Origin of the sequence: Qipengyuania sp. (assembly GCF_048550555.1) — a bacterium.
Classification (GTDB): domain Bacteria; phylum Pseudomonadota; class Alphaproteobacteria; order Sphingomonadales; family Sphingomonadaceae; genus Qipengyuania.
Map to the genome: position 1 here is coordinate 185871 of NZ_JBLYYF010000015.1, position 20569 is coordinate 206439.

General features: G+C 66.8%; 23 protein-coding genes, 1 tRNA gene and 1 pseudogene. 18 read left to right on the forward strand and 7 right to left on the reverse strand.

The annotated features are described in order from the left end of the window. Positions 1-174: 174 nt before the first annotated feature. The 9 genes from ACN4E0_RS03465 (at position 175) to ACN4E0_RS03505 (ending at position 7125) form a co-directional block, all read left to right on the forward strand. Entirely contained in the window at positions 175-945 is a 771-nt protein-coding gene (locus tag ACN4E0_RS03465) for a response regulator transcription factor (RefSeq protein ID WP_419565647.1), read from the forward strand. A gap of 17 nt (positions 946-962) precedes the next feature. Further along, positions 963-2528: an ATP-binding protein gene (locus ACN4E0_RS03470; RefSeq protein ID WP_419565599.1), complete on the forward strand. Its 1566-nt coding sequence runs from the start codon at positions 963-965 to the stop codon at positions 2526-2528. After that, positions 2525-2971, forward strand: coding sequence for an HPr kinase/phosphorylase (locus tag ACN4E0_RS03475; RefSeq protein WP_419565601.1), 447 nt, complete (start codon positions 2525-2527; stop codon positions 2969-2971). Before ACN4E0_RS03470 ends, ACN4E0_RS03475 begins: the two co-directional genes overlap by 4 nt. Before the next feature lie 11 nt (positions 2972-2982). Continuing rightward, positions 2983-3879 carry an RNase adapter RapZ gene (rapZ, locus tag ACN4E0_RS03480; protein WP_419565603.1) on the forward strand — a complete coding sequence of 299 codons (897 nt, stop codon included), beginning with the start codon at positions 2983-2985 and terminating at the stop codon, positions 3877-3879. Between the two features lie 72 nt (positions 3880-3951). Beyond that, positions 3952-4377 (forward strand): PTS sugar transporter subunit IIA, encoded by a 426-nt coding sequence (locus ACN4E0_RS03485; RefSeq protein ID WP_221603145.1) that lies wholly within the window; start codon positions 3952-3954, stop codon positions 4375-4377. Beyond that, positions 4374-4652: an HPr family phosphocarrier protein gene (locus tag ACN4E0_RS03490; RefSeq protein ID WP_221603146.1), complete on the forward strand. Its 279-nt coding sequence runs from the start codon at positions 4374-4376 to the stop codon at positions 4650-4652. The genes ACN4E0_RS03485 and ACN4E0_RS03490 overlap by 4 nt, the downstream gene beginning before the upstream one ends. 4 nt (positions 4653-4656) lie before the next feature. Further along, on the forward strand, positions 4657-5463 hold the full coding sequence (locus ACN4E0_RS03495) for a TrmH family RNA methyltransferase (protein ID WP_419565605.1): 807 nt from the start codon (positions 4657-4659) through the stop codon (positions 5461-5463). A gap of 22 nt (positions 5464-5485) precedes the next feature. Continuing rightward, positions 5486-6049: a DUF1993 domain-containing protein gene (locus ACN4E0_RS03500; RefSeq protein ID WP_419565649.1), complete on the forward strand. Its 564-nt coding sequence runs from the start codon at positions 5486-5488 to the stop codon at positions 6047-6049. Between the two features lie 107 nt (positions 6050-6156). After that, positions 6157-7125, forward strand: a complete 969-nt coding sequence (locus tag ACN4E0_RS03505) for an acyltransferase family protein (RefSeq protein ID WP_419565607.1) — start codon at positions 6157-6159, stop codon at positions 7123-7125. Between the two features lie 6 nt (positions 7126-7131). Here the strand turns inward: ACN4E0_RS03505 and ACN4E0_RS03510 are convergent, their stop codons facing one another. From ACN4E0_RS03510 to recR, 4 genes are all read right to left on the reverse strand, one after another. After that, entirely contained in the window at positions 7132-8577 is a 1446-nt protein-coding gene (locus tag ACN4E0_RS03510; RefSeq protein WP_419565610.1) for a DNA recombination protein RmuC, read from the reverse strand. A gap of 66 nt (positions 8578-8643) precedes the next feature. Further along, a complete protein-coding gene (locus ACN4E0_RS03515) occupies positions 8644-9294 on the reverse strand; it encodes a hypothetical protein (protein ID WP_419565612.1) in 651 nt (216 codons plus the stop codon). 116 nt (positions 9295-9410) lie between these two features. Further along, the gene (locus ACN4E0_RS03520; RefSeq protein ID WP_419565614.1) at positions 9411-9977 is read right to left on the reverse strand and encodes a peptide deformylase; all 567 of its coding nucleotides are present in this window, start codon (positions 9975-9977) and stop codon (positions 9411-9413) included. A 324-nt stretch (positions 9978-10301) separates the two neighbouring features. Beyond that, complete coding sequence (gene recR, locus ACN4E0_RS03525; protein WP_419565616.1) at positions 10302-10898, reverse strand: recombination mediator RecR; 597 nt, start codon at positions 10896-10898, stop codon at positions 10302-10304. An 88-nt stretch (positions 10899-10986) separates the two neighbouring features. Here recR and fmt point away from each other — a divergent pair, with 88 nt between their 5' ends. From fmt to ACN4E0_RS03540, 3 genes are all read left to right on the forward strand, one after another. Then, entirely contained in the window at positions 10987-11880 is an 894-nt protein-coding gene (gene fmt / locus ACN4E0_RS03530; protein WP_419565618.1) for a methionyl-tRNA formyltransferase, read from the forward strand. Positions 11881-11986: 106 nt separating this feature from the next. After that, positions 11987-12733 (forward strand): tRNA pseudouridine(38-40) synthase TruA, encoded by a 747-nt coding sequence (gene truA, locus ACN4E0_RS03535; protein WP_419565621.1) that lies wholly within the window; start codon positions 11987-11989, stop codon positions 12731-12733. A 129-nt stretch (positions 12734-12862) separates the two neighbouring features. After that, positions 12863-13975, forward strand: a complete 1113-nt coding sequence (locus ACN4E0_RS03540) for a zinc-binding dehydrogenase (RefSeq protein WP_419565623.1) — start codon at positions 12863-12865, stop codon at positions 13973-13975. Between the two features lie 80 nt (positions 13976-14055). Here ACN4E0_RS03540 and ACN4E0_RS03545 read toward each other — a convergent pair whose 3' ends face one another. Beyond that, complete coding sequence (locus ACN4E0_RS03545; RefSeq protein ID WP_419565626.1) at positions 14056-15033, reverse strand: asparaginase; 978 nt, start codon at positions 15031-15033, stop codon at positions 14056-14058. Between the two features lie 86 nt (positions 15034-15119). Here ACN4E0_RS03545 and ACN4E0_RS03550 point away from each other — a divergent pair. After that, a tRNA-Val gene (locus tag ACN4E0_RS03550) sits at positions 15120-15195 on the forward strand. 78 nt (positions 15196-15273) lie between these two features. Here the strand turns inward: ACN4E0_RS03550 and ACN4E0_RS03555 are convergent. After that, the gene (locus ACN4E0_RS03555; RefSeq protein WP_419565629.1) at positions 15274-15831 is read right to left on the reverse strand and encodes a TlpA family protein disulfide reductase; all 558 of its coding nucleotides are present in this window, start codon (positions 15829-15831) and stop codon (positions 15274-15276) included. Positions 15832-15847: 16 nt separating this feature from the next. On the opposite strand from ACN4E0_RS03555, the gene argH reads away from it, so the two are divergent. The 5 genes from argH to ACN4E0_RS03580 all read left to right on the forward strand — a co-directional run bounded on the left by argH (position 15848) and on the right by ACN4E0_RS03580 (position 20037). Next, positions 15848-17224, forward strand: coding sequence for an argininosuccinate lyase (argH, locus tag ACN4E0_RS03560; protein ID WP_419565651.1), 1377 nt, complete (start codon positions 15848-15850; stop codon positions 17222-17224). Next, positions 17221-17460, forward strand: a complete 240-nt coding sequence (gene lptM / locus ACN4E0_RS03565; RefSeq protein ID WP_247715076.1) for an LPS translocon maturation chaperone LptM — start codon at positions 17221-17223, stop codon at positions 17458-17460. Before argH ends, lptM begins: the two co-directional genes overlap by 4 nt. 62 nt (positions 17461-17522) lie before the next feature. Continuing rightward, a complete protein-coding gene (lysA, locus tag ACN4E0_RS03570) occupies positions 17523-18785 on the forward strand; it encodes a diaminopimelate decarboxylase (protein ID WP_419565631.1) in 1263 nt (420 codons plus the stop codon). Between the two features lie 12 nt (positions 18786-18797). After that, complete coding sequence (locus ACN4E0_RS03575; RefSeq protein ID WP_419565633.1) at positions 18798-19565, forward strand: NAD(P)-dependent oxidoreductase; 768 nt, start codon at positions 18798-18800, stop codon at positions 19563-19565. Positions 19566-19575: 10 nt separating this feature from the next. Beyond that, the gene (locus tag ACN4E0_RS03580) at positions 19576-20037 is read left to right on the forward strand and encodes an SAM-dependent methyltransferase (RefSeq protein WP_419565635.1); all 462 of its coding nucleotides are present in this window, start codon (positions 19576-19578) and stop codon (positions 20035-20037) included. Between the two features lies 1 nt (position 20038). On the opposite strand, the pseudogene ACN4E0_RS03585 reads toward ACN4E0_RS03580, so the two are convergent. Next, a pseudogene (locus ACN4E0_RS03585) lies at positions 20039-20569 on the reverse strand (MarR family transcriptional regulator); the annotation flags it as partial.

The window sequence follows — 20569 nt, forward strand, 5'->3', positions numbered from 1 at the left end:
CTCCAGCGCGTCGTGCGGGTTCGTCCGGGAATCGTCTGCGCATACGAATGCGCGGCTATCACTATCGCCAATAGTCTCGCCGTGTCGCTCCGTCAAACGGCTGCTCGACAACTTGTCTGGTTCGGGCATGGCTCGCGTTGTTTTGCCGGGTTATTGCGGCTAACCAGCATGACGATGGACAGCACAAGCCCAGAGCCCGCACAGGGGCCCGCAACGGGAATCCCGGAAAACCGCACGGTCATCGCGCTGGTCGACGACGATCGCAACATCCTCACCACGGTCTCGATCGCGCTGCAGGCCGAAGGCTTCGCCACGCGCGTCTATTCGGACGGCGAAGCGGCGCTGAGCGCGTTGCTCTCCAACCCGCCCGACCTCGCCATCTTCGACATCAAGATGCCCAAGATGGACGGAATGGAACTCCTCCGCCGGCTGCGCGAGAAATCGCCGCTGCCGGTCATCTTCCTGACCAGCAAGGACGACGAGACCGACGAGGAAGCCGGTTTCGAGATGGGCGCCGACGATTACATCGCCAAGCCCTTCAGCCTGCGCCTGCTGCTTGCCCGCATCCGCGCGATCCTGCGGCGCAGCGGGGACGATCACCACCCCTTGCTGCTGTCCGAACAGTTCGACGACACGCCGGGCGAGGTGCTCGAGCGCGGGCGGCTCTACATGGATCCGGCGCGGCATCACGCGACCTGGGACGGGCAGGCGGTCTCGCTCACGGTCACCGAATTCCTCCTGCTCGAGGCGCTCGCCGCGCGCCCGGGCGTGATCAAGAGCCGCAACCAGTTGATGGATGCGGCCTATCCCGACGACGTCTTCGTCGATGATCGCACGGTCGACAGCCACATCAAGCGCATGCGGCGCAAGTTCCGCAGCGTCGACTCCACCTTCTCGGCGATCGAGACGCTGTACGGCGCCGGCTACAGCTTCAACGAAGGCTGAGGCGGGGCAGCCGCGCCATGTCCGAAATCGGCAGCGTCCTCAAAGGCGATCCGCGGCTCGAAAAGCTGCGCTGGTCGCGACGGCTCTCGCTCACCAGCCGCATCCTCTTCGTCAACGTCCTGCCGCTGGTGCTGCTCGGTGGCGGGGTGATCTATGTCGATGCCTATCGCAAGCAGCTGCTCGACGAGCGCTTCAAGCTGGCGCTGGTCGAGGCGCAGATCACCGCCGAGGCGCTCGCCGGGGCGACGCCGCAACGGCAGGAAGCGCTGCTGATCCAGATCGGCAAGGAACAGCGCCTCAGGCTGCGTGTCTACGGGCCCGACGGCAAGCTCGAATCCGACAGTTTCCAGCTCGCCCCGCCGAGCTTCACCTTGCCTGCGGCGAGCGAGGTCGATCGCGACGCCTTCGCCTTGCGGCTCGACCGCTGGTTCGACCGCATCGTCGGCGCGCCCGCCCTGCCCGACTATGTCGAGCCCGAGAGCGACGATGTCGAGGACTGGCCCGAGCTGACCCGCGCGCGCGAGGACAGCCTGACCCAGATCGTGCTGCGCGACGCGCCCGACGGGACGCATGTCATCAATGCCGCGGCGCCGGTCGGGCTCGACGGCGACACGCTGCTGCTCACGCGCAACCCGATCGACATCACCGAACGCGTGCGCGAGGCGCGCTCGACCGTCGCGCTGATCGTGCTGCTGGCGCTGGCGATCTCGACGCTGCTGTCGTTCTTCCTCGCGCAGACCATTGTGCGCCCCTTGCGCGAGCTGGTGCAGGCAGCAATTCGAGTCCGCCAGGGCCGCGACCGCCAGGTCGAGGTGCCGCGCCTGCCCCAGCGGCGCGACGAGATCGGCATGCTCGCGCGCTCGATTTCCGACATGACCGCCGCGCTGCGCCAGCGGATTGACGCAGTCGAGCATTTCGCGGCCGATGTCGCGCACGAGATCAAGAACCCGCTGGCGTCGCTGCGCAGCGCGACCGAATCGCTCGCCAGGGTCGAGGACCCGGACCTGCGCGCGCAATTGCTCGACATCGCCACGCATGACGTGCGCCGGATCGACCGGCTGGTGACCGAGATTTCCGATGCCAGCCGGATCGATGCCGAAATGTCGCGCACCGATTTCGAGCCGGTCGATCTCGCGCACCTGCTCTGCACGATCGCCGAGAGCCGCGCGACGCGCGACGAGAACGAGGGCCGGCACCTCGAGATTTCGGGTGCCGACCAGCCGGCACGGGTCATGGGCGTACCCGTGCGACTCGAGCGGGTGATCCAGAACCTGCTCGACAACGCGGTCTCCTTCTCTCCCCCCGACGGGCGGATCTGGGCCGATATCGTCCGGCGCGACGACTGGATCACGCTCACCATCTGCGACGAAGGCCCCGGCATCCCCGAGGAAAAGCGCGAAAAGGTCTTCCAGCGCTTCCATTCGGACCGCCCGGCGGAAGAGGATTTCGGGAACCACTCGGGGCTCGGCCTCGCCATCGCGCGGACCATCGCAGAAGCGCATGACGGCACGCTGGTCGCAACGTCGCGCGCCGATGGCGAGGACGGCGCCTGCCTCGAGCTCGGCCTCCCCGCCAAGCGATGAGCGGCCGCGTCCTCGCCAATGTCACCGGCGTCGCGCTGGGCGGCCGCGTGCTCCTGGTCGAGGGCCCGCCGGGCGCGGGCAAGTCCTCGCTCGCGCTGGCGCTGATCGATCGCGGCGCGGTGCTGGTGGGCGACGATGCGGTCACGGTGAGTGCCCGCGATCGGCGCCTGCTCGCCTCTCCGCCGCCCAACACCGCGGGGCTGATCGAGATCCGCAACGTCGGGATCGTGGAGATGCCGGTTGCGCAGGGCCCGGTGGCGCTGGTTATTGTGCTCGATTCCGCCGCGCCGCGCTTCCCGATGGAGGTCGCCACGCGCGAGATCGAGGGCTGCGCCGTCCCGGTGCTGCCCTTCGCCCCGGGCGATGCCGCCCAGGCGCTGCGCGCCGAACGGGCGCTGGCGGTGTACGGTCTCCCCCTCCCCAAGCCGGACGAAAAGGCATAGGCAGCCCGGCGATGACCGACGATTCGCACCCGACGCAACGCATCCTGCTGGTCACCGGCCTGTCGGGCGCGGGCAAGTCGACCGCGCTGCAGGTGCTCGAGGATCTCGGCTGGGAGGCGATCGACAATTTTCCGATCCGCCTCCTCAGGCGGCTGGTCGGCGAAGGGGACGAAAACGCCCGGCTTGCGATCGGGGTGGATTCGCGAACCCGCGGCTTCGTCCCGGCGAAGATCATCGAGCTGTTCAAGAAATACGAGACCCGCGCCGACACCGAGGTGACGACGATGTTCATCGATTGCGGGAGCGGCGAACTCGAGCGGCGCTATAACGAGACCCGCCGCCCGCATCCGATGGCGCGCGGGCGCCCGGCGCATGACGGGATCAAGGCCGAGCGCGAACTGCTCGAGCCGCTGCGCCGCTGGGCCGATATCGTCGTCGATACCACCGATTACGCAACCAACCAGTTGCAACAGACCGTGCGCGAGCATTTTGGCGAGGATGCGGAACACGACATGACGGTGACCGTGTCGAGCTTCGGCTTCGCGCGCGGCATGCCGCCGCTGGCGGATCTTCTTTTCGACATGCGCTTCCTCGACAATCCGCACTGGATCGAAGGCCTGCGCGAACAGACCGGGCTCGACGAACCCGTGGGCGCGCATATCGCCGCCGATCCTGCCTTCGCCCCGGCCTTCGCCAAGATCGTCGAGCTGCTCAAGGAAGTCATACCGCGCTATGCCGCGCAGGGACGCAGCTATCTCAACATCGCCTTCGGCTGTACCGGAGGGAGACACCGCTCGGTATACAGTGCGGAACGCGCCGCCGAGGTCTTGCGCGAGGCCGGATTTTCGCCCACGGTCATCCACCGAAACCTCGGATCGCGTCCCGCCGACCCGCTCGAGCGCCGCTAGACCCCGGGGCAAGGAATGGTTAAGCGCCACGCAGGCACACTCTTCGGGCATCGCAAACGGAACTGAAGCTGCATGATCGGCATGATCCTCGTTACCCACGGCAAACTGGCCGAGCATTTCATCGATGCGATGGAGCACGTCGTCGGCAAACAGGACGGCGTGGCCACCATCTGCATCGGTCCCAATGACGATATGGAGCGCCGGCGCCAGGACATCGCCGATGCGATCAAGCAGGTCGATACCGGCCAGGGCGCGATCATCCTCACCGACCTGTTCGGCGGCACCCCCTCCAACCTCGCGATCTCGCTGCTCGACACGGGGCATATCGAGGTGATTGCGGGGATCAACCTGCCGATGCTCATCCGCCTCGCCGGCGCGCGCAAGAGCATGAATGTGGTCGATGCGGTCCACGCCGCGCAGACAGCGGGTCGCAATTACATCACCGTGGCCAGCGAATTCCTCGGCCAGGACCTCGCAAGCGCGCGGAAAGCCTCTTGAGCGAGCTGCGCAAGAGCATCGAGGTGGTCAACCAGCGCGGCCTGCACGCGCGGGCGAGCGCGAAATTCGTCAACGCCGTGGCCGAGCTGCCGAACGGCTGCAGCGTGCGCGTCGCCAAGGGCGACAACGAGGCCGCGGGCGGCTCCATCCTCGGGCTGATGATGCTCGGCGCGGCCAAGGGCGACACGATCGAGCTCATCGTCGCGGGCGACAATGCCGATGCGGTGATGGCAGAGCTATCCGCCATGGTCGAGGACGGCTTCGGGGAGCCGTAACTTCATGGCCGAGCGCCGCCACATCACCGGCTTTTCCAATCCCACCGTCAAGGCGCTGCGCGCGCTGCGCGAGAAGAAGCACCGCAAGGCTGCGGGCAAGTTCCTCGCCGAGGGGCTGCGCCTGCTCACCGATGCGCGCGAATGCGGGCATGTGCCCGAGGTTCTGGTGCTGGCCGACCGGCGCGACCCGCATCCGCTGCTCGATGCGCTCGAGGACGCGGTCGAGGCCGCCGGCGGCGAGGTCATCGAAACCACCGCCGACATCCTCGCCAAGATCACCGGCAAGGACAATCCGCAGGCGGTCGCGGGCGTGTTCGCCGAATTCGACACCTCGCTCGCCGCGCTCGACCGGTCGGGCGCCGATATCTGGCTGGTCGCGCAGGCGCTGCGCGATCCGGGCAATCTCGGCACCATGCTGCGCACCGGCGACGCGATCGGCGCGGGCGGGTTGATTCTGATCGACGATTGCGCCGATCCCTTCAGCGTCGAGGCGGTGCGCGCGAGCATGGGCGCCGTATTCACGCAGGCTATCGCCCAGGCGCGGTGGGACGAGTTCGAATCCTGGCTGCGCGGCGGTCCGGGGCAGTTGGTCGCGGCGAGCCTGCGCGAGGCGCAACCCTATCGCGGCGCGCCCTATGCCGCCCCCTGCTTCGTCATGGTCGGCAACGAAAGCCGCGGCCTGCCCGAGGACTACGAGATGGCCTGCGACCTGCGTGTGACCATGCCGATGAGGGGGCGCGCCGACAGCCTCAACGCGGCGGTGGCGGCGGCGGTGCTGGGCTACGAGGTCCTCGCCGGAATGGAAGGATAGGCAGATGCCCAAGGGGAACGGGGTGGCCCTCGCCACCATGCTGGTGCCCACCTATCGCCAGATGCTGGGTTGCCTTACGCGTCTGCTCGACAAGGCGCGCGAACAGCACGGGGCGGAGCATGTCGAGGCGCTGCTCGCCGCGCGGCTCGCGCCCGACATGTTCCCGCTCGCCACCCAGTTGCGATTCTGCTGCGTGCAGGCGCTCGAAGGTGTCTCGCGACTCGCGGGGACGGAGTTCCCACCGCAGACCGCCGTACTGCTCGAGGAAGGCCGCAATGCCGGCGACCATCCGGGCACACTGGCCGAGGCGCACGCACGGATCGCCGAGACGCTCGAATGGATCGAAGGCATTGATCCGGCGACGCTCGACTGCGCGCCCTCCAGCGCGATCGCACATGAACTGCCCAACGGAATGGTGTTCGATTTCACCGCCGAGCAGTATGTCCGCGACTGGGCGCTGCCACAGTTCAATTTCCACCTGATGGCGGCCTATGCGATCCTGCGCAATCAGGGCGTGGAGCTGGGCAAGGCGGACTATGTCGCGCATCTCTTCCCGCTGCTGAGGGCGGATACCGTAGCGGGCTGAGCCCGTCGCCTTGTCCCGCTGCGAGTGGCAGTGGACGACCGGCGTCGAGAGATGCGTCCGGCAAGCGGATCTTAACCATGCGGGGCTAGGCCTGACGGCCAATGCCCATGAACCAGACCGATCGCTTCATCGCCCTCGACGGCCTGCGCGGGATCGCGGCGATCGCGGTGATGCTGTTCCACGTCTCGCGTGCGAGCATGCCCGGCGGCTATCTGGCGGTCGATTTCTTCTTCTGCCTCAGCGGTTTCGTCATGGCGCTCGCCTTCGGGGATCGCCTCGCACGGGGCCTGTCCTTCCGCGGCTTCGCCAAGGCGCGCTTCGCCCGGCTCTACCCGATGATGCTGGTGGGTGGCCTGCTCGGCATCCTGCTTCACGGCGGAAATCCGAACATTCTGCTGCTCGTGCCGGACATCATGAGCGACGGCCTGTTCCCGACCAATCCGCCGTTCTGGTCGCTGCTCGCCGAGGTGCTGGCGAATGCCGCCTTCGCACTGGTGCTCGCGGGCCTCTCGACGCGGCGGCTCGTGGCGGTCGCCGCGGTATCGGGCGCGCTACTCGCCTATGCCATTCTCTCCGGTCCCTGGCCGCGCGAACTCGGCTCGCACTGGGTCGGCTCTGGCTGGGCAGTGCCGCGCACGCTCTATTCCTTCACCATGGGCATGCTGCTCTATCGCTGGCATGCGCAGGCCGCGCCCGTCCGCCGCAGCGCGAAGCTGGCACTGGCGATGCCGCTCGTCCTGCTCGGTGCGAGCTGGTTCGACGGAGCGGAACGCGCGCTGTGGGATACGCTCGCGATCCTGGTGGTGCTGCCCGCGCTGGTCTGGGTGGGAACGCGCTACGAAATGCCCTTCCCGCGCTTCTGGCAGCGCATGGGCGCGCTGTCCTACCCGCTCTACTGCATCCACGTGCCGCTGATCGCGCTCGCGGACGACGTGCCGACGCGGCTCGCGATCGCCGCGCTGCTCGTGCCCGCCGCGCTGGCGCTCGATGCGTTCTACGACAGGCCGGTGCGGAGCTGGCTGGCGAAGCGCCTCGCCCGCCCTCGCCCAAGCCCGGTCGAACCTGCCGCGACCTGACGCGCGCTATTCGGCCACGTCGCGCCGGTCCTCGATCTGCGCGGTTTCAGGGGGTCGAGGATTCGCTTCGATCATATCGACATCCGCGATCTCGCGCTTTCCGATTTCGATACCCTTGTCCTGCATCTTGCGGGCGGACACCAGAACCCGGCTTTCAAAGCTGCGGGTGAAATCGTTGTAGCTCGAAACTGCACGCCCGAGGTGCGTGCCCATCTTGCCAAGGTCCTCGGTGACCTTCGCCAGACGATCGTAGAGCTCCGCCCCAAGTCGGCCGATATCCTTGGCTTCTTCTGCCATTTTATCCTGCCGCCAGACCTGCGCCACCGTGCGCGCGATGGCGACGAGGTTGGTCGGCGTCGCCAGCAGCACCTTGTTACGGAAGGCGAAATCCCACAGTTCGGGGTCGTGTTCGAGCGCGGCGGCGACGAAATGCTCGCCCGGCACGAACATCACCACATAGTCGGGGGTGTCGTCGAACTGGCTCTGGTAGCTTTTCGATCCGAGGGTCTGGACATGGTTGCGCATGCTCTTGGCGTGCAGGTCGAGGTTGCGGACACGTTCGTTCTCGTCATCGGCCTCGAAGGCAGCCTGATAGGCATTGAGCGACACCTTGGCGTCGATCACCAGTTTCTTCTGGCCGGGCACATGCACCACCGCGTCGGGGCGCAGGCGACCTTCATCGGTCTCGATCGAATGTTCGAGGTGGAAATCGGTATGTTCGGACAGGCCGCACTGTTCGAGCACGTTCTGCAGCGCCCGCTCGCCCCAGCGCCCGCGCGCCTTGGGCGCGTTGGTCAGTGAGTTGCCCAGCCGCTGCGCCTCGCGGCGGACCTCTTCCTGCCCGCGCTGCATCTCGGTGATCTGCTGGTAGAGCCGCCCGAAGGCGTCGGTGCGCTTTTCCTCGAGCGCGGCGACCTGCTTCTCGTAGGCCTCGAGCCGCTTGCCGACCGGGTCGAGCAGCGCCCTAAGCTTTTCCTCGCTGGTCTTTTCCGAATGACCGAGCCGCTCGTTGGCGCGTTCGAGGAAGGCCTCCTGCGCCTTCGTCAGGACGGCCGAGCCGGTGTTCTGGAATTCCTTGAGCAGTTCCTCGCGCGCCTCGATCAGAAGGCGCTTCTGCTCGTCGAAATTGGCGGTCTTTTCCTTGAGCGTGGCGAGTTCGGCGGTGAGCGCGCCATTGCTGCGCCGCAATTCCTCCATCGCCCCCTCGTGGATCTTGCGCGTCTCGCGCAGTTCGGCATCGAGCGCATCGGCCCGCTCGGCGCGCACGGTGGCGTTTTCGAGATCGACGATCGCCTGGCGAAATTTCTCGTCGAGCGCCTTGGCCTCGGCATCGCGTTCGCCATGGCGAGCCTGCCAGTCCTTGACGGGCGCAGAGCCGAAGCGGTGGCCGAGGAAATAACCCAGCGCGAGACCGAGAACGAGGGTGATGATGGCGAGAAGCGTGGGATCCATGCCCGGCATATTAGGCGGAACGGAGAGGGAACGCTAGCTCAGCGACCTGTTATCCCAATGGAATTTTTACTGCGGCACTCTCTCAAAAGCATCAAAGACTTCAAGTGTTATCTTACGAAGCTCCAATATTTTTTCCGCCGTAAGCGGGAGGTGATACGTCTGACCCCCGAATGAAGTCTCGTAGACATCGTCTATAAGACTTCCACCAGAATATATTACAATCCCACAATTATCCACACTAACGGCAATACTCTGCATTCTATTGGCATTGTTTACCTTGAGCTTTCCCTCGTTCTGATAAAGCTCAGCCGAGTGAAGTATCGACTGACGCATTTCTGTCGTGTTGGGAAATCTTTCCTTAAACTCTTCGCGCGCGGCGTCGAATTTCTTGCGCTCGGTCAATGCAGCCCATTCATCAAATCGTCGAATACCACGATCAATTCCTGTCAGGGCCATCCGGTAGTTGTAAAGCGCCACCACGGCCCCTCGTGCCGCCAAGAACTGCCAATCGCTTATCAACCTAGAATGGTCCAGCTCCTTTTCAGCAGCTCGACACCAATCTTTTAACGCGACCGCGTTTGCAAAATCGCGATAATAGTCGGACAATGATGAAACATTGTGACCAAATGTCGTTGCGAGAAGCTGCTGTCCATCTGCGACTTGATCAGACCTAAAGCGCGGAGCCTCAGGGGGCTTCAATCCATCAAGAAGTTCCATCCCGACTGATTGATCTTGAAATTGACCGTTTTGTCAAGTCAGGGGCAAAATAGGCCGAACTTCGTGCCAATTTTGTTTATCTCTTAGACATCGAGATTGGAACAACCCGCTAAATTTTACGCCGCTTCGCGCAGCTTCTTCAGCTTCTTCAGCGCCATGTTGCGCTTGAGGCGCGAGAGGTGGTCGATGAAGAGGATGCCTTCGAGATGGTCCATCTCGTGCTGGATGCAGGTGGCCATCAGCCCGTCCATGTCCTCTTCGTGGGTCTCACCCTCGAGGTCCTGGTAGCGCACGCGGCAGGTCGCCGGGCGGTCGACATCGGCGAAGATGTCGGGGACCGAGAGGCAGCCTTCCTGATAGGTCGCGAGGTCCTCCGCCGGGTCGAGGATCTCGGGGTTCACGAAGACCCGCGGTTTCTTCCTGGTCGGATAATGGACGTGTTCGTGCCCGCCGTGGTTGCAGACCTCGCCCTCGGCTTCCTCGTCCTCAGGCTGGAGGTCGATCACCAGCACGCGCTTGGGCACGCCGACCTGGATCGCCGCGAGGCCGATGCCGGGGGCGGCATACATGGTTTCGAACATGTCGGAGACGAGTTCATGCAGTTCGTCGTCGAACTCGGTGACGGGTTCGGACACGACCTTGAGCCGGGGATCCGGCACTTCGAGGATTTCACGGATAGCCATGGGTGCTCAGATAGTCTGTGGATCGGCGACTTTCAATTATTCGATTTCACGCGATCCTCATGTATAGAACAAAGAGTGAAAATGGAGAATCGGATGTCGAGTGAGACGATCGGAACGATAACCGCGAATTGCGGAAACTGCGGATCGGCGGAAATGTCGTATGATGAGGCCTTGGGCGAGGCGGCAGAGATCACCTGCGCCTCATGTGGAGCACATCTCGGGACACTTCGTGATTTCAGAGACCTAGCTGAGATCAAAGCAGGGGAAGCCTTTGATCAGGTGACTGATGCTCTTAGGAAAGCTCTGAAGTTCTAGGCGAGCCCACTATCCCACCGGCCGCCTTGCGCGCAAAGCCTGCGCCAGCGTGCCTTCGTCGAGATAGTCGAGCTCGCCGCCCACGGGCAGGCCGTGGGCGAGCTGGGTGATGCGGACGGGGTGCTCCTCGAGCCGCTCGGCGAGGTAATGCGCGGTGGTCTGGCCTTCGAGCGTGGCGTTCATCGCGAGGACCACCTCGTCGACCCCGCCCTCTTCCACGCGCGCCAGCAGGCTGGCGATATTGAGATCCTCGGGCCGCACGCCGTCGAGCGCCGAGAGCTTGCCGCCGAGCACATGGTAGCGGCCAGTGAACAGCTTCGCGCGGTCGAGCGCCCAGAGATCGGCGACGTCCTCGACCACGCAGAGCGACTTGGTATCGCGGCGCGGATCGGCGCAGATGCCGCAGGGGTTGGTGGTGTCGACATTGCCGCAAGTGTCGCATTCGACCAGCGCCTCGCCCACCGTCGCCAGAGCCTCGAGCAGCGCGGGCAGCGCGCTCTCGCGGCGCTTGACCAGCCACAACACCGCGCGCCGCGCCGAGCGCGGGCCGAGGCCAGGAAGGCGGGCCAGCGCGGCGGCCAGCGTCTCGATCTCTTGCGATGCCATGGCGGCACAGATAGGGGCGCGGGCGGAACAGAGAAAGACCCTTCGACAGGCTCAGGGCGAACGGAGCGAAGTTGTGCGCATAATCTTCATGGGTAGCCCCGAATTCGCTGTGCCGACGCTGCAGGCGCTGGTCGATGCCGCGCACGAGGTGGTCTGCGTCTACACCCAGCCGCCCCGACCCGGAGGGCGGCGCGGGAAGGAGCTGACGCCCACCCCGGTGCACCAGCGCGCAAGCGATCTCGGCATCGAGGTGCGCCATCCCACATCGCTCAAATCGCCCGAGGAGCAAGCGGCCTTCGCCGCGCTCGACGCCGACATCGCGGTGGTCGCGGCCTATGGGCTGATCCTGCCGCAGGCCATTCTCGACGCGCCCCGGCTTGGCTGCCTCAACGTCCATGCCTCGATCCTGCCGCACTGGCGCGGCGCGGCGCCGATCCACCGCGCGGTGATGGCGGGCGACCCGGTGACCGGCGTCACGATCATGCAGATGGAGGCCGGGCTCGACACCGGCCCGATGATCGCCTTCGCGCGCACGCCGATCGAGGACAAGACCACCGGTGAGCTGACCGAGGAGCTGGCCGAGATCGGCGCGCAGCTGATGGTCGGCACGCTGATCGATTTCGGCGTGCTGCATCCGCTGCCGCAGGACGATGCGCAAGCGACCTATGCCGCCAAGATCGACAAGGCCGAGGCGCGGATCGACTGGAACCGCCCGGCGGAGGAAGTGGTTCGCCATGTCCACGGGCTGTCGCCCTTCCCCGGAGCGTGGTTCGAACTCGACGGACAGCGGTTGAAGCTGCTGCGCGCCGAACTGGTGGAGGGTTCGGGTGCTCCCGGCGAAGTGCTCGACGACCGGTTCGCCATCGCCTGCGGCGAAGGTGCGCTGCGCCCGGTCGAACTGCAGCGCGCGGGCAAGCCGAGGATGGACCTCGACACCTTCCTGCGCGGCAATGCGGTGGCCGAGGGCACGGTGCTGGGGTGATGTTTGCGAATATGCTTCGACAGGCTCAGCATGAGCGGATGAGGGTACATAGCCAAAACCCGCTCAGCCTGAGCCCGCCGAAGGCCACGCGCCGACGGTTGGACCGATGACCCGCTTCGCGCTCACTCTCGAATTCGACGGCACGCCCTTCTTCGGACTCCAGCGCCAGAAGGACGGGCCGAGCGTGCAGCAGGCGGTCGAGGAGGCCGCCTTCCGCGTGCTGGGCGAGGAGGTGCGGCTGCACAGCGCGGGCCGGACCGACACCGGCGTCCACGCGCTCGCCATGCGCAGCCACATGGATATCGCGAAAGCCATCAAGCCCTTCCGCCTGATGGAGGCGCTCAATGCGCATCTGCGGCCCGATCCCATCGCGGTGACGCAGTGCGAGGTGGTGCCCGACGACTGGCATGCGCGCTTTTCCTGCGTCGGGCGCGCCTATGTCTATCGCATCGCCAACCGCCGCGCGCCGCTGACGCTCGACCGCGACCGGCTGTGGCTTGTCCCGCAGGAACTCGATCACGAGGCCATGCATCGCGCCGCGCAGGCGCTGGTCGGGCTGCACGATTTCACCACCTTCCGCTCGGTCCATTGCCAGTCGGACAGCCCGGTCAAGACGCTCGACCGGCTCGATGTCGAGCGTGAGGGCGAAGAAGTGCGCATCCATGCCGAGGCGCGCAGCTTCCTCCACCACCAGGTGCGCAGCATGGTCGGCTGCCTCGCGCTCGTGGGGATGGGCCGCTGGCGCGAGGAGCAGGTCGCCGAGGCACTCGCCGCGCGCGACCGGCAGGCGCTGGGCCTCAACGCGCCATCGGCTGGCCTCTACTTCGTCCGGGCGGTCTATCCGGACGACTAGTTTTTTCGAGCAACCCTTTCTTTCCCGTCATTGCGAGCGTAGCGAAGCAATCCACGGACCAAACGCATGGATTGCCGCGTCGCCTGCGGCTCCTCGCAATGACTTCGGAAAGATAGGGAGACGCCAAAGATGACCACCACCGGCAAGCAGCTTTTCACCACGCTCGAAAGCGACGGCACGCTCACCGTAGAGATCGCCACCAGCGAGTTTCCCGATCCCACCGGCAACCAGGTGCTGGTCAAGATGGAAGCGGCGCCGATCAACCCCTCGGACCTCGCGATCCTCACCGGCGCGGCCGATTTCGAGAATGCGGACTATTCGCCGGGCAAGGTCGTCGCCAAGATGCCCGAGCCCTTCAATTCCGGCCAGAAGGCGCGCCACGGCCAGCGCCTGCCCGCAGGCAACGAGGGCGCCGGCACCGTCGTCGCCACGGGCGACAGCGACATGGCCAAGGCGCTGATGGGCCAGCGCGTCGCCTGCGTGCCCGGCTCTGCCTATTCCGAATACGCTCTGGCCGACGCGGCCATGTGCCTGCCGCTGGGCGATCACAGCGCCGAGGAAGGCGCGTCGAGCTTCGTCAACCCGATGACCGCGCTCGGCTTTGCCGAGAACGCCAAGATGGACGGCCAGAAGGCGATCCTCCACACGGTCGGCGCCTCCAACCTTGGACAGATGCTGGTCAAGATCTGCCAGGAGGACGGGCTCGGCCTCGTCAACATCGTGCGCAAGCAGGAACAGGCCGACCTGCTCAAGGGTCTCGGTGCCACGCATGTGGTCGATTCGTCGGACGGCGATTTCATGGCCCAGCTCAAGGCGGCGATCGACGAGACCGATGCCTTCTATGGCTTCGACCCGATCGGCGGCGGGCAGATGGTCGACACCTGCTTCAAGGCGATGGAACAGGTCGCCGTCTCGAAGATGACCGAATATTCACGCTACGGCTCCAACCAGGCGAAGCGCATGTTCATCTATGGGCGCCTCGACTTCGGGCCGACCACGCTGACGCCGAGCTACGGCTTCGGCTGGACCCTGTCGGGCTGGCTGCTGACGCCGTTCCTCCAGACCGCGGGCATGGAAACGGTGATGCGGATGCGCCAGCGCGTGCTCGACAACCTCACCACCACCTTCGCCAGCAGCTACAAGACCAAGGTCGATCTCGAAGGCATGCTGACCAAGGATTCGATCCTCGACTATCGCCGGATGAAGACCGGCGAGAAATATCTCGTGCTTCCCAACGGGTAACTCCCGGAACGGTCAATCCCCGGCGGGTCGGTGCCACTCCGGATTGCCGCTCGGCTTCGCCGCTCGCAATAACGTAGTTGCTACCGCCCGTCGAAGGCGCGCTGGATGGCGGCGGGATCGTTGGTCCCGTCCGCCAGCAGCATCTGCAGCAGGATGCGCGCCTTCTGCGGGTTGAGCGCACGCGCGGCGACGAACCCATTGGCCTCGTCCTCGGGCTCGCGGTCGACCAGCCCCTCGTCAAGGCGGCTCGCGCGCACCACCGGGATGCCCTGTACGGCCAGTTCGACGAGTGCGGACCGCGCGTGCTCCGCCATATTGCCCTCGCCCACGCCAGCAACGACGATGCCGCGCGTCTCGGGGGCGAACTGGCGGTGCACGCTCACGCCGTCGAAACCGGCATGGACATAGAGGATCGCGACCTCGGGCAGGCTGTCGGGCAGCGTGAAGGCCGCGCCGCTGTCGCTGCGCCACGGCGCGCCGAACCATTCGAGCGAGGCGGGCGTGACCAGTCCGACCGATTCGCGCGGAAAGCCACGGAACGCCTCGGTCCCGCGCGTGCGCACCTTGTGTACGTCGCGCGCGGCGAAGACGCGGTCGCCCATCACCACCAGCACGCCGCGCCCGGCCGCCTGAGGGTCGCTCGCCACGCGCACCGCATTGGCGAAGTTCCTGAGGCCGTCATAGCCCACCGCATCGGCGGGCCGCATCGCGCCGACCACCACGACGGGCTTGGTCGCCGGCAATGTCAGGTCGAGCAGGAAGGCGGTTTCCTCGAGCGTGTCGGTGCCGTGGGTGACGATCACGCCTTGGCAGCCCGCGTCATCCAGCGCCGCCAGCGCAGCGGCATGGAGCGGGTGCCACACATCGGGGCCGATATCGGCCGAATCGATATTGGCGATCTGGGTGCCCGACAGCTCCGCCGCGAGGCCTAGCCCGCCGACGCGTTCGAGATAGTCCTCGATCCCGATCTCGCCCGCGCGATAATCATGCGCGATGGCGGAGCCGGCGATCCCGGCGATGGTGCCGCCGGTGGCGAGAACGGTGAGCCTCGTGGTCATGCCGCGCGGCCTAGCCCCCGCGGCGCGATCTCGGCAATTGATTTTGAGGATTTGGACGTTATGTGCAGCACTCCCGCAAGGCGAGCGGGCGCTTAGCTCAGTTGGTAGAGCATCTCGTTTACACCGAGAGGGTCGGCGGTTCGAGCCCGTCAGCGCCCACCAGTTTTCGCTGGACGAAGGCATCCGGGGGATGGCTTCGCACGAAAACTCCCGCGCGCAAGCGAAGGGCGCGTCCCCCCACTACCCCGCGATCGCCGCATCGATGGCGGCGCGCGCTTCCTCGCTTTCCCAGTCGTATTCGCCCTGAACGCGCCAGACCTCCCTGCCCGCCGCATCGTAGAGCACCGTCGTCGGCATCACCCCGCCGCCGATCGCGAAGCCGAGGTTGTTTTCGGGGTCCATCCACGGTTCGAGCCTGGCGAAACCAGCCTGCGCGAAGAAGGGCTCTACCTTCTCCGCCCCCTGCATGTCCTGGCTGACGGTCACCACCCGCAGGCGCCCGTCGTATTCGGTGGCCAGGGCGTCGAGCAGCGGCATCTCCTTGACGCAGGGCGCACACCAGGTGGCCCAGAGGTTGAGCAGCACCGGCGTCCCGCGCAGCGCACCAAGGTTGAGCACGCGCCCGTCGGGATCGGCCACATTGGCGGCGGGCATCGGCGTACCCGCTTCACCCGGATCGATCTCGGCCTTCGACGCGGAAGAAGCGGTGCTTTCTTGCGCCGGTTCGGGCGCGCCCCTATCGCAGCCCGCGACAGCAAGACCGAGGACGATGGCTAGCGTGAACGAAAAACGGGACACCAAGGGCTCCAATTCGATGTGGGGCGGCAGGTTCGCCGAAGGCCCTAGCGCCATCATGCGCGAAATCAACGCCTCGATTCCGTTCGACAAGGCGCTGTGGCGCGAGGATATCGCCGGCAGCCGCGCGCATGTCGCCATGCTGACGCAGCAGGGCATCGTCAGCGCGGCCGATGCAAAGGCGATCGACGACGGGCTCCGGCAGGTCGCCGAGGAATACGAACGCGACGGCGTGCCCGAGGACTGGGACCTCGAGGACATCCACATGACGGTGGAAGCGCGGCTGACCGAGATCGTCGGCCCGGCCGCAGGGCGCCTCCACACCGCGCGCAGCCGCAACGACCAGGTGGCGACCGACTTCCGCATGTGGGTGCGCAGCGCGATGCAGCGCGCCGTCGGCGGGATCGACGCGGTGCTCGGTGCGCTGGTCGCGCGAGCGGAGGAACACGTCGAGAGCATCATGCCCGGCTTCACCCACCTGCAGACCGCGCAGCCGGTGACGCTGGGCCACCACCTGCTCGCCTATTTCGAGATGCTGATGCGCGACCGTTCGCGCTTTGCCGACGCGCTGGCGCGGCTGGACGAATGCCCGCTCGGTTCGGCGGCGCTCGCCGGGACCGGCTTCGACCTCGATCGCGACATGACCGCGCAGGCGCTCGGCTTCGCGCGACCGACACGCAACAGCCTTGATGCGGTCTCCGACCGCGACTTCGCGCTCGATTATCTGATGGCGGCGAGCCAGTGCTCGCTCCACCTCAGCCGGCTGGCCGAGGAATTCATCATCTGGGCGAGCCAGCCCTTCGGCTTCGTCAAGCTGCCCGACACGCTCTCGACCGGCAGTTCGATCATGCCGCAGAAGCGCAATCCCGACGCCGCCGAGCTGGTCCGCGGGCATGCCGGGCGGGTGATCGGCTGCGCGACCAGCCTGATGGTGACGATGAAGGGCCTGCCGCTAGCCTATTCGAAGGACATGCAGGACGACAAGCCGCCGGTGTTCGAGGCGGCGGGCCTGCTCGACCTCAGCCTTGCCGCCATGGCGGGCATGGTCGCCGACAGCGCGTTCCAGACCGCGCGCATGCGCAAGGCCGCCGAAGCCGGGCATGCCACCGCGACCGACCTCGCCGACTGGCTGGTGCGGCAGGCGGACATCCCCTTCCGCGAGGCGCATCACATCACTGGCGCGGCGGTCAAGCTGGCCGACGAGAAGGGCGTGGCGCTCGACGGACTTTCGATCGAGGACCTCAAGGCCATCGACGCGCGGATCGACGAGCGGGTCTTCGATGCGCTGTCGGTCGATGCCTCGGTCGCCGCGCGCGCCTCCTATGGCGGGACCGCGCCGGTTCGCGTAAGGGAGCAGGTGACCGCGGCGAAACAGCGCCTCGGCATGGAGAAATGATGCGCCGCACCCTCGCCCTTGCCGCCCTGCTGAGCCTGTGTGCCTGCGGGCAGAAGACCGCGCTCGAACCGGTCGAGGGGACCGCGCTGCCGCCCGCGCCCTATGGCGCGGAGGCGCAGCCGACCTCGGAGGAACTGCTCGCGCTCCCGCCCACCGCAGCGCCTGATCGCAGCGTCGAACTGCGCACGCGGTCGGAAGAGCGCGAGGACGACCCTTTCGACCTGCCGCCCGAGTAATTTCTGCGGGGCAAGCAAGGCTTGCTCGACAGGCCGCGCGTCATTGGGCAGAGGCGGCAGCCATGGACCATTTCCAGCTCAGGGACGGCGTGCTCCACGCCGAGGACGTGCCGCTGCCGCGTATCGCGGAGGAGGTCGGCACGCCCGTCTATATCTATTCGCGCGCCACGCTCGAGCGCCATGCGCGCGTGTTCCGCGAGGCGCTCGGCGAACTCGAAAACCCGCATATCGCCTTCGCGGTGAAGGCCAATCCCAACCTTGCCGTCCTCAAGGTGCTGGCCAACGAGGGCTATGGCGCCGATGTCGTCTCGGGCGGCGAACTGACCCGCGCGCTGGCGGCGGGAATGAAGCCGGAGGACATCGTGTTCTCGGGCGTCGGCAAGACGCATGCCGAGCTGCTCCAGGGGCTCGAGGCCGATATCGGCCAGTTCAATATCGAGAGCGAGGAAGAGGGCTATGAACTCGCCGCCATCGCCGCGCGGCATGGCAAGCGCGCGGCCTGCGCGCTGCGTGTCAACCCCGATGTCGATGCGCGCACGCATGAGAAGATCTCGACCGGCAAGCGCGAGAACAAGTTCGGCGTCCCGCTCGACCGCGCGGCGGAGATCTATGCCCGGCTGGCGCAGGAAGACGGCCTCGATATGCGCGGCGTGGCGGTGCATATCGGCAGCCAGCTGGCCGATCTCGAACCGCTCGAAACCGCCTTCGGCAAGGTCGGCGCGCTGATCGCGGAGCTGCGCGCGGCGGGCTGCAGCGTGACGCATGCCGACCTCGGCGGCGGGCTCGGCGTGCCCTACAAGGCGGGCGAGGAGCTTCCGGCGCCGGCCGAATATGGCGCCATGGTCGCGCGCGTGACCAGGGGCTGGGACGTGCGGCTGATGTTCGAACCGGGCCGCGTGATCGCGGGCAATGCCGGCGTGCTGCTGACCCGCGTGATCCGCGCCAAGCGCAGCGGCAACGGCCCGCCCTTCGTCGTGGTCGATGCGGCGATGAACGACCTTGCGCGGCCCGCGATGTATGGCGCGTGGCACGATTTCGACGCGGTCGAACCCAGCGGCGAGCGGATGACGGCGCATATCGTCGGCCCGATCTGCGAGACCGGCGACACCTTCGCGATGGACCGCGACTGCGACGCGCTGGTGGCGGGCGACCTCGCCGTGTTCCGCACCGCCGGCGCCTATGGCGCAACCATGGCCTCGTCCTACAATTCGCGCGGCTTCGTCGCCGAAGTGCTGGTCGACGGCGATCGTTATGCAGTGGTCGCCGACCGGATCGCGGCCTCGGCGATCATGGATGCCGAGCGCGTGCCGGAGTGGCTCGCCTGATGCCCAAGAGCCATGCATAGCCTGCCGCTCTTCCATCGGATCGCGGGAGAACGCGTGGTGGTGGTCGGCAGCGGCGAGATGGCCGAGGCCAAGGCGCGGCTGGTGACGCGCGCGGGCGGCGTGCCCTGTCCCGAGACCGAGGCGCATCACGCGCGGCTCGGCTTCGTCGCGCTGGAGGACCCGCGCGCAGCCCAGGCCGCCGCGCTGCGGCTCAAGCGCGCCGGGCTGCTGGTCAATGTCGCCGATCGTCCCGAGCTGTGCGACTTCACCCTGCCGAGCGTGCTCGACCGCGATCCCGTTCTGGTGGCGGTGAGCACCGGCGGCGCATCGGCCGGGCTCGCCAAGCATGTCAGGCTGAGGCTCGAGGCGCTGCTGCCGCAAGGGCTCGGTGCACTGGCGCGCGCGCTCGAGGCGGCCCGCGACGGCATCCGCGCGCGCTTTCCGCAGGCCGATGCCCGTCGCCGCGCTCTCGACGAAGCCTTGCAACAGGGCGGCGCGCTCGATCCCTTCGATCAGCAGGACGGCGACGCGGTCGATCGCTGGCTCGCGGGGCGCAGCGCGACGCGCGATTGCGAGGTGCTCGATGTCACACTTGCGAGCGACGATCCCGACGACCTGACTCTGCATCAGGCGCGCGCGCTGGGCATGGCCGACACCGTGCTTCACGATCCCGACGTGCCCGAAGCGCTGCTGATCCGTGCGCGCGCCGATGCGACACGCCTGCCGCTGCCCGCCGACCCGCCCGCCAGCGGGCTGACCGTGATCCTGCGCCGCGCATAGGAGACCGCCGATGGACTACTCCGTAACCCCCATCGGCCATGTGCGCGGATCGAGAGCGGAGGCGATCGACGACGACTGGGGCAAGGAACGCGCGGTCATCCAGCTCGACGAAAGTCGCTTCGGCCCCGAGGCCCTCGCCGGGCTTGCCGATTTCAGCCATGCGGAAGTGGTCTTCCTGTTCGACAAGGTCCCGCCCGAACGGATCGAGACCGGCGCGCGCCATCCGCGCGGCCGCAGCGACTGGCCGCTGGTCGGCATCTTCGCCCAGCGCGGCAAGAACCGGCCCAACCGCATCGGGCTGACCACCTGCCGCATCATCGGAGTCGACGGCCTGCGCGTGGAAGTGGAGGGTCTCGACGCGATCGACGGCACACCGGTGCTCGATATCAAGCCGCTGATGCGCGAATTCCTGCCGCGCGGCGCAATCCGCCAGCCCGCATGGGTCGGCGAGCTGATGAAGGACTATTGGTAGGTTACACCACCGCCAGTTCGCTCGCGCCGACCTCGGCGAAATAGCGCGCCAGCGCATCGGCGGTGTTGTCGGCCAGCGCGATATAGGCGCGGCGGCGGTCGTGCGGGTCGGATACGCGCACCAGCAAATCGGCCTCGACCATCTGCCCGATCCAGCGCAGCGCGGTGGTCGCCGGCACGCCCGCGGCGATGCACAGCGAGGTCACGCTGACCTGCTTGCGCTCCGCCCGCGCGGCGGCGAGATCGAGCAGTATGTCCCAGGCGGGATCGGCGAAGAGCTCTGCATCGAAGAAGCGCATCCGTGCCTGGCGCGCCTTGATCAGCTGGCGGATCGTGGCCGCATCGGGCAGCCGCGGCCGCTCATTCTTGCCGGGCACCGCGTAATCCTGCCCTTCGCCGCGCCATCCGGGCGCAGGCATTTCGAGGCGGAAGGCGCCGCCGCCCTCGCGTTGGCCGGGCGAAAGCCGCTCCAGCCGCTCGGCGATCCGTCCGACCTGTTCGGTCAGCCGCAGCAGCATCAGTCGGTCTTCCTC

Bases quoted from the DNA above. Each gene is read 5' to 3' on its own strand.
- ACN4E0_RS03580 (WP_419565635.1), top strand. From the start codon at position 19,576: ATGGACTACTCCGTAACCCCCATCGGCCATGTGCGCGGATCGAGAGCG.
- recR (WP_419565616.1), bottom strand. From the start codon at position 10,898: ATGGCATCGCAAGAGATCGAGACGCTGGCCGCCGCGCTGGCCCGCCTT.
- lptM (WP_247715076.1), top strand. From the start codon at position 17,221: ATGATGCGCCGCACCCTCGCCCTTGCCGCCCTGCTGAGCCTGTGTGCC.
- ACN4E0_RS03510 (WP_419565610.1), bottom strand. From the start codon at position 8,577: ATGGATCCCACGCTTCTCGCCATCATCACCCTCGTTCTCGGTCTCGCG.
- ACN4E0_RS03470 (WP_419565599.1), top strand. From the start codon at position 963: ATGTCCGAAATCGGCAGCGTCCTCAAAGGCGATCCGCGGCTCGAAAAG.
- ACN4E0_RS03545 (WP_419565626.1), bottom strand. From the start codon at position 15,033: ATGACCACGAGGCTCACCGTTCTCGCCACCGGCGGCACCATCGCCGGG.
- ACN4E0_RS03495 (WP_419565605.1), top strand. From the start codon at position 4,657: ATGGCCGAGCGCCGCCACATCACCGGCTTTTCCAATCCCACCGTCAAG.
- ACN4E0_RS03465 (WP_419565647.1), top strand. From the start codon at position 175: ATGGACAGCACAAGCCCAGAGCCCGCACAGGGGCCCGCAACGGGAATC.
- ACN4E0_RS03505 (WP_419565607.1), top strand. From the start codon at position 6,157: ATGAACCAGACCGATCGCTTCATCGCCCTCGACGGCCTGCGCGGGATC.
- ACN4E0_RS03540 (WP_419565623.1), top strand. From the start codon at position 12,863: ATGACCACCACCGGCAAGCAGCTTTTCACCACGCTCGAAAGCGACGGC.
- truA (WP_419565621.1), top strand. From the start codon at position 11,987: ATGACCCGCTTCGCGCTCACTCTCGAATTCGACGGCACGCCCTTCTTC.
- ACN4E0_RS03575 (WP_419565633.1), top strand. From the start codon at position 18,798: ATGCATAGCCTGCCGCTCTTCCATCGGATCGCGGGAGAACGCGTGGTG.
- lysA (WP_419565631.1), top strand. From the start codon at position 17,523: ATGGACCATTTCCAGCTCAGGGACGGCGTGCTCCACGCCGAGGACGTG.
- argH (WP_419565651.1), top strand. From the start codon at position 15,848: ATGTGGGGCGGCAGGTTCGCCGAAGGCCCTAGCGCCATCATGCGCGAA.
- fmt (WP_419565618.1), top strand. From the start codon at position 10,987: ATGGGTAGCCCCGAATTCGCTGTGCCGACGCTGCAGGCGCTGGTCGAT.
- ACN4E0_RS03485 (WP_221603145.1), top strand. From the start codon at position 3,952: ATGATCGGCATGATCCTCGTTACCCACGGCAAACTGGCCGAGCATTTC.
- ACN4E0_RS03520 (WP_419565614.1), bottom strand. From the start codon at position 9,977: ATGGCTATCCGTGAAATCCTCGAAGTGCCGGATCCCCGGCTCAAGGTC.
- ACN4E0_RS03475 (WP_419565601.1), top strand. From the start codon at position 2,525: ATGAGCGGCCGCGTCCTCGCCAATGTCACCGGCGTCGCGCTGGGCGGC.
- ACN4E0_RS03515 (WP_419565612.1), bottom strand. From the start codon at position 9,294: ATGGAACTTCTTGATGGATTGAAGCCCCCTGAGGCTCCGCGCTTTAGG.
- rapZ (WP_419565603.1), top strand. From the start codon at position 2,983: ATGACCGACGATTCGCACCCGACGCAACGCATCCTGCTGGTCACCGGC.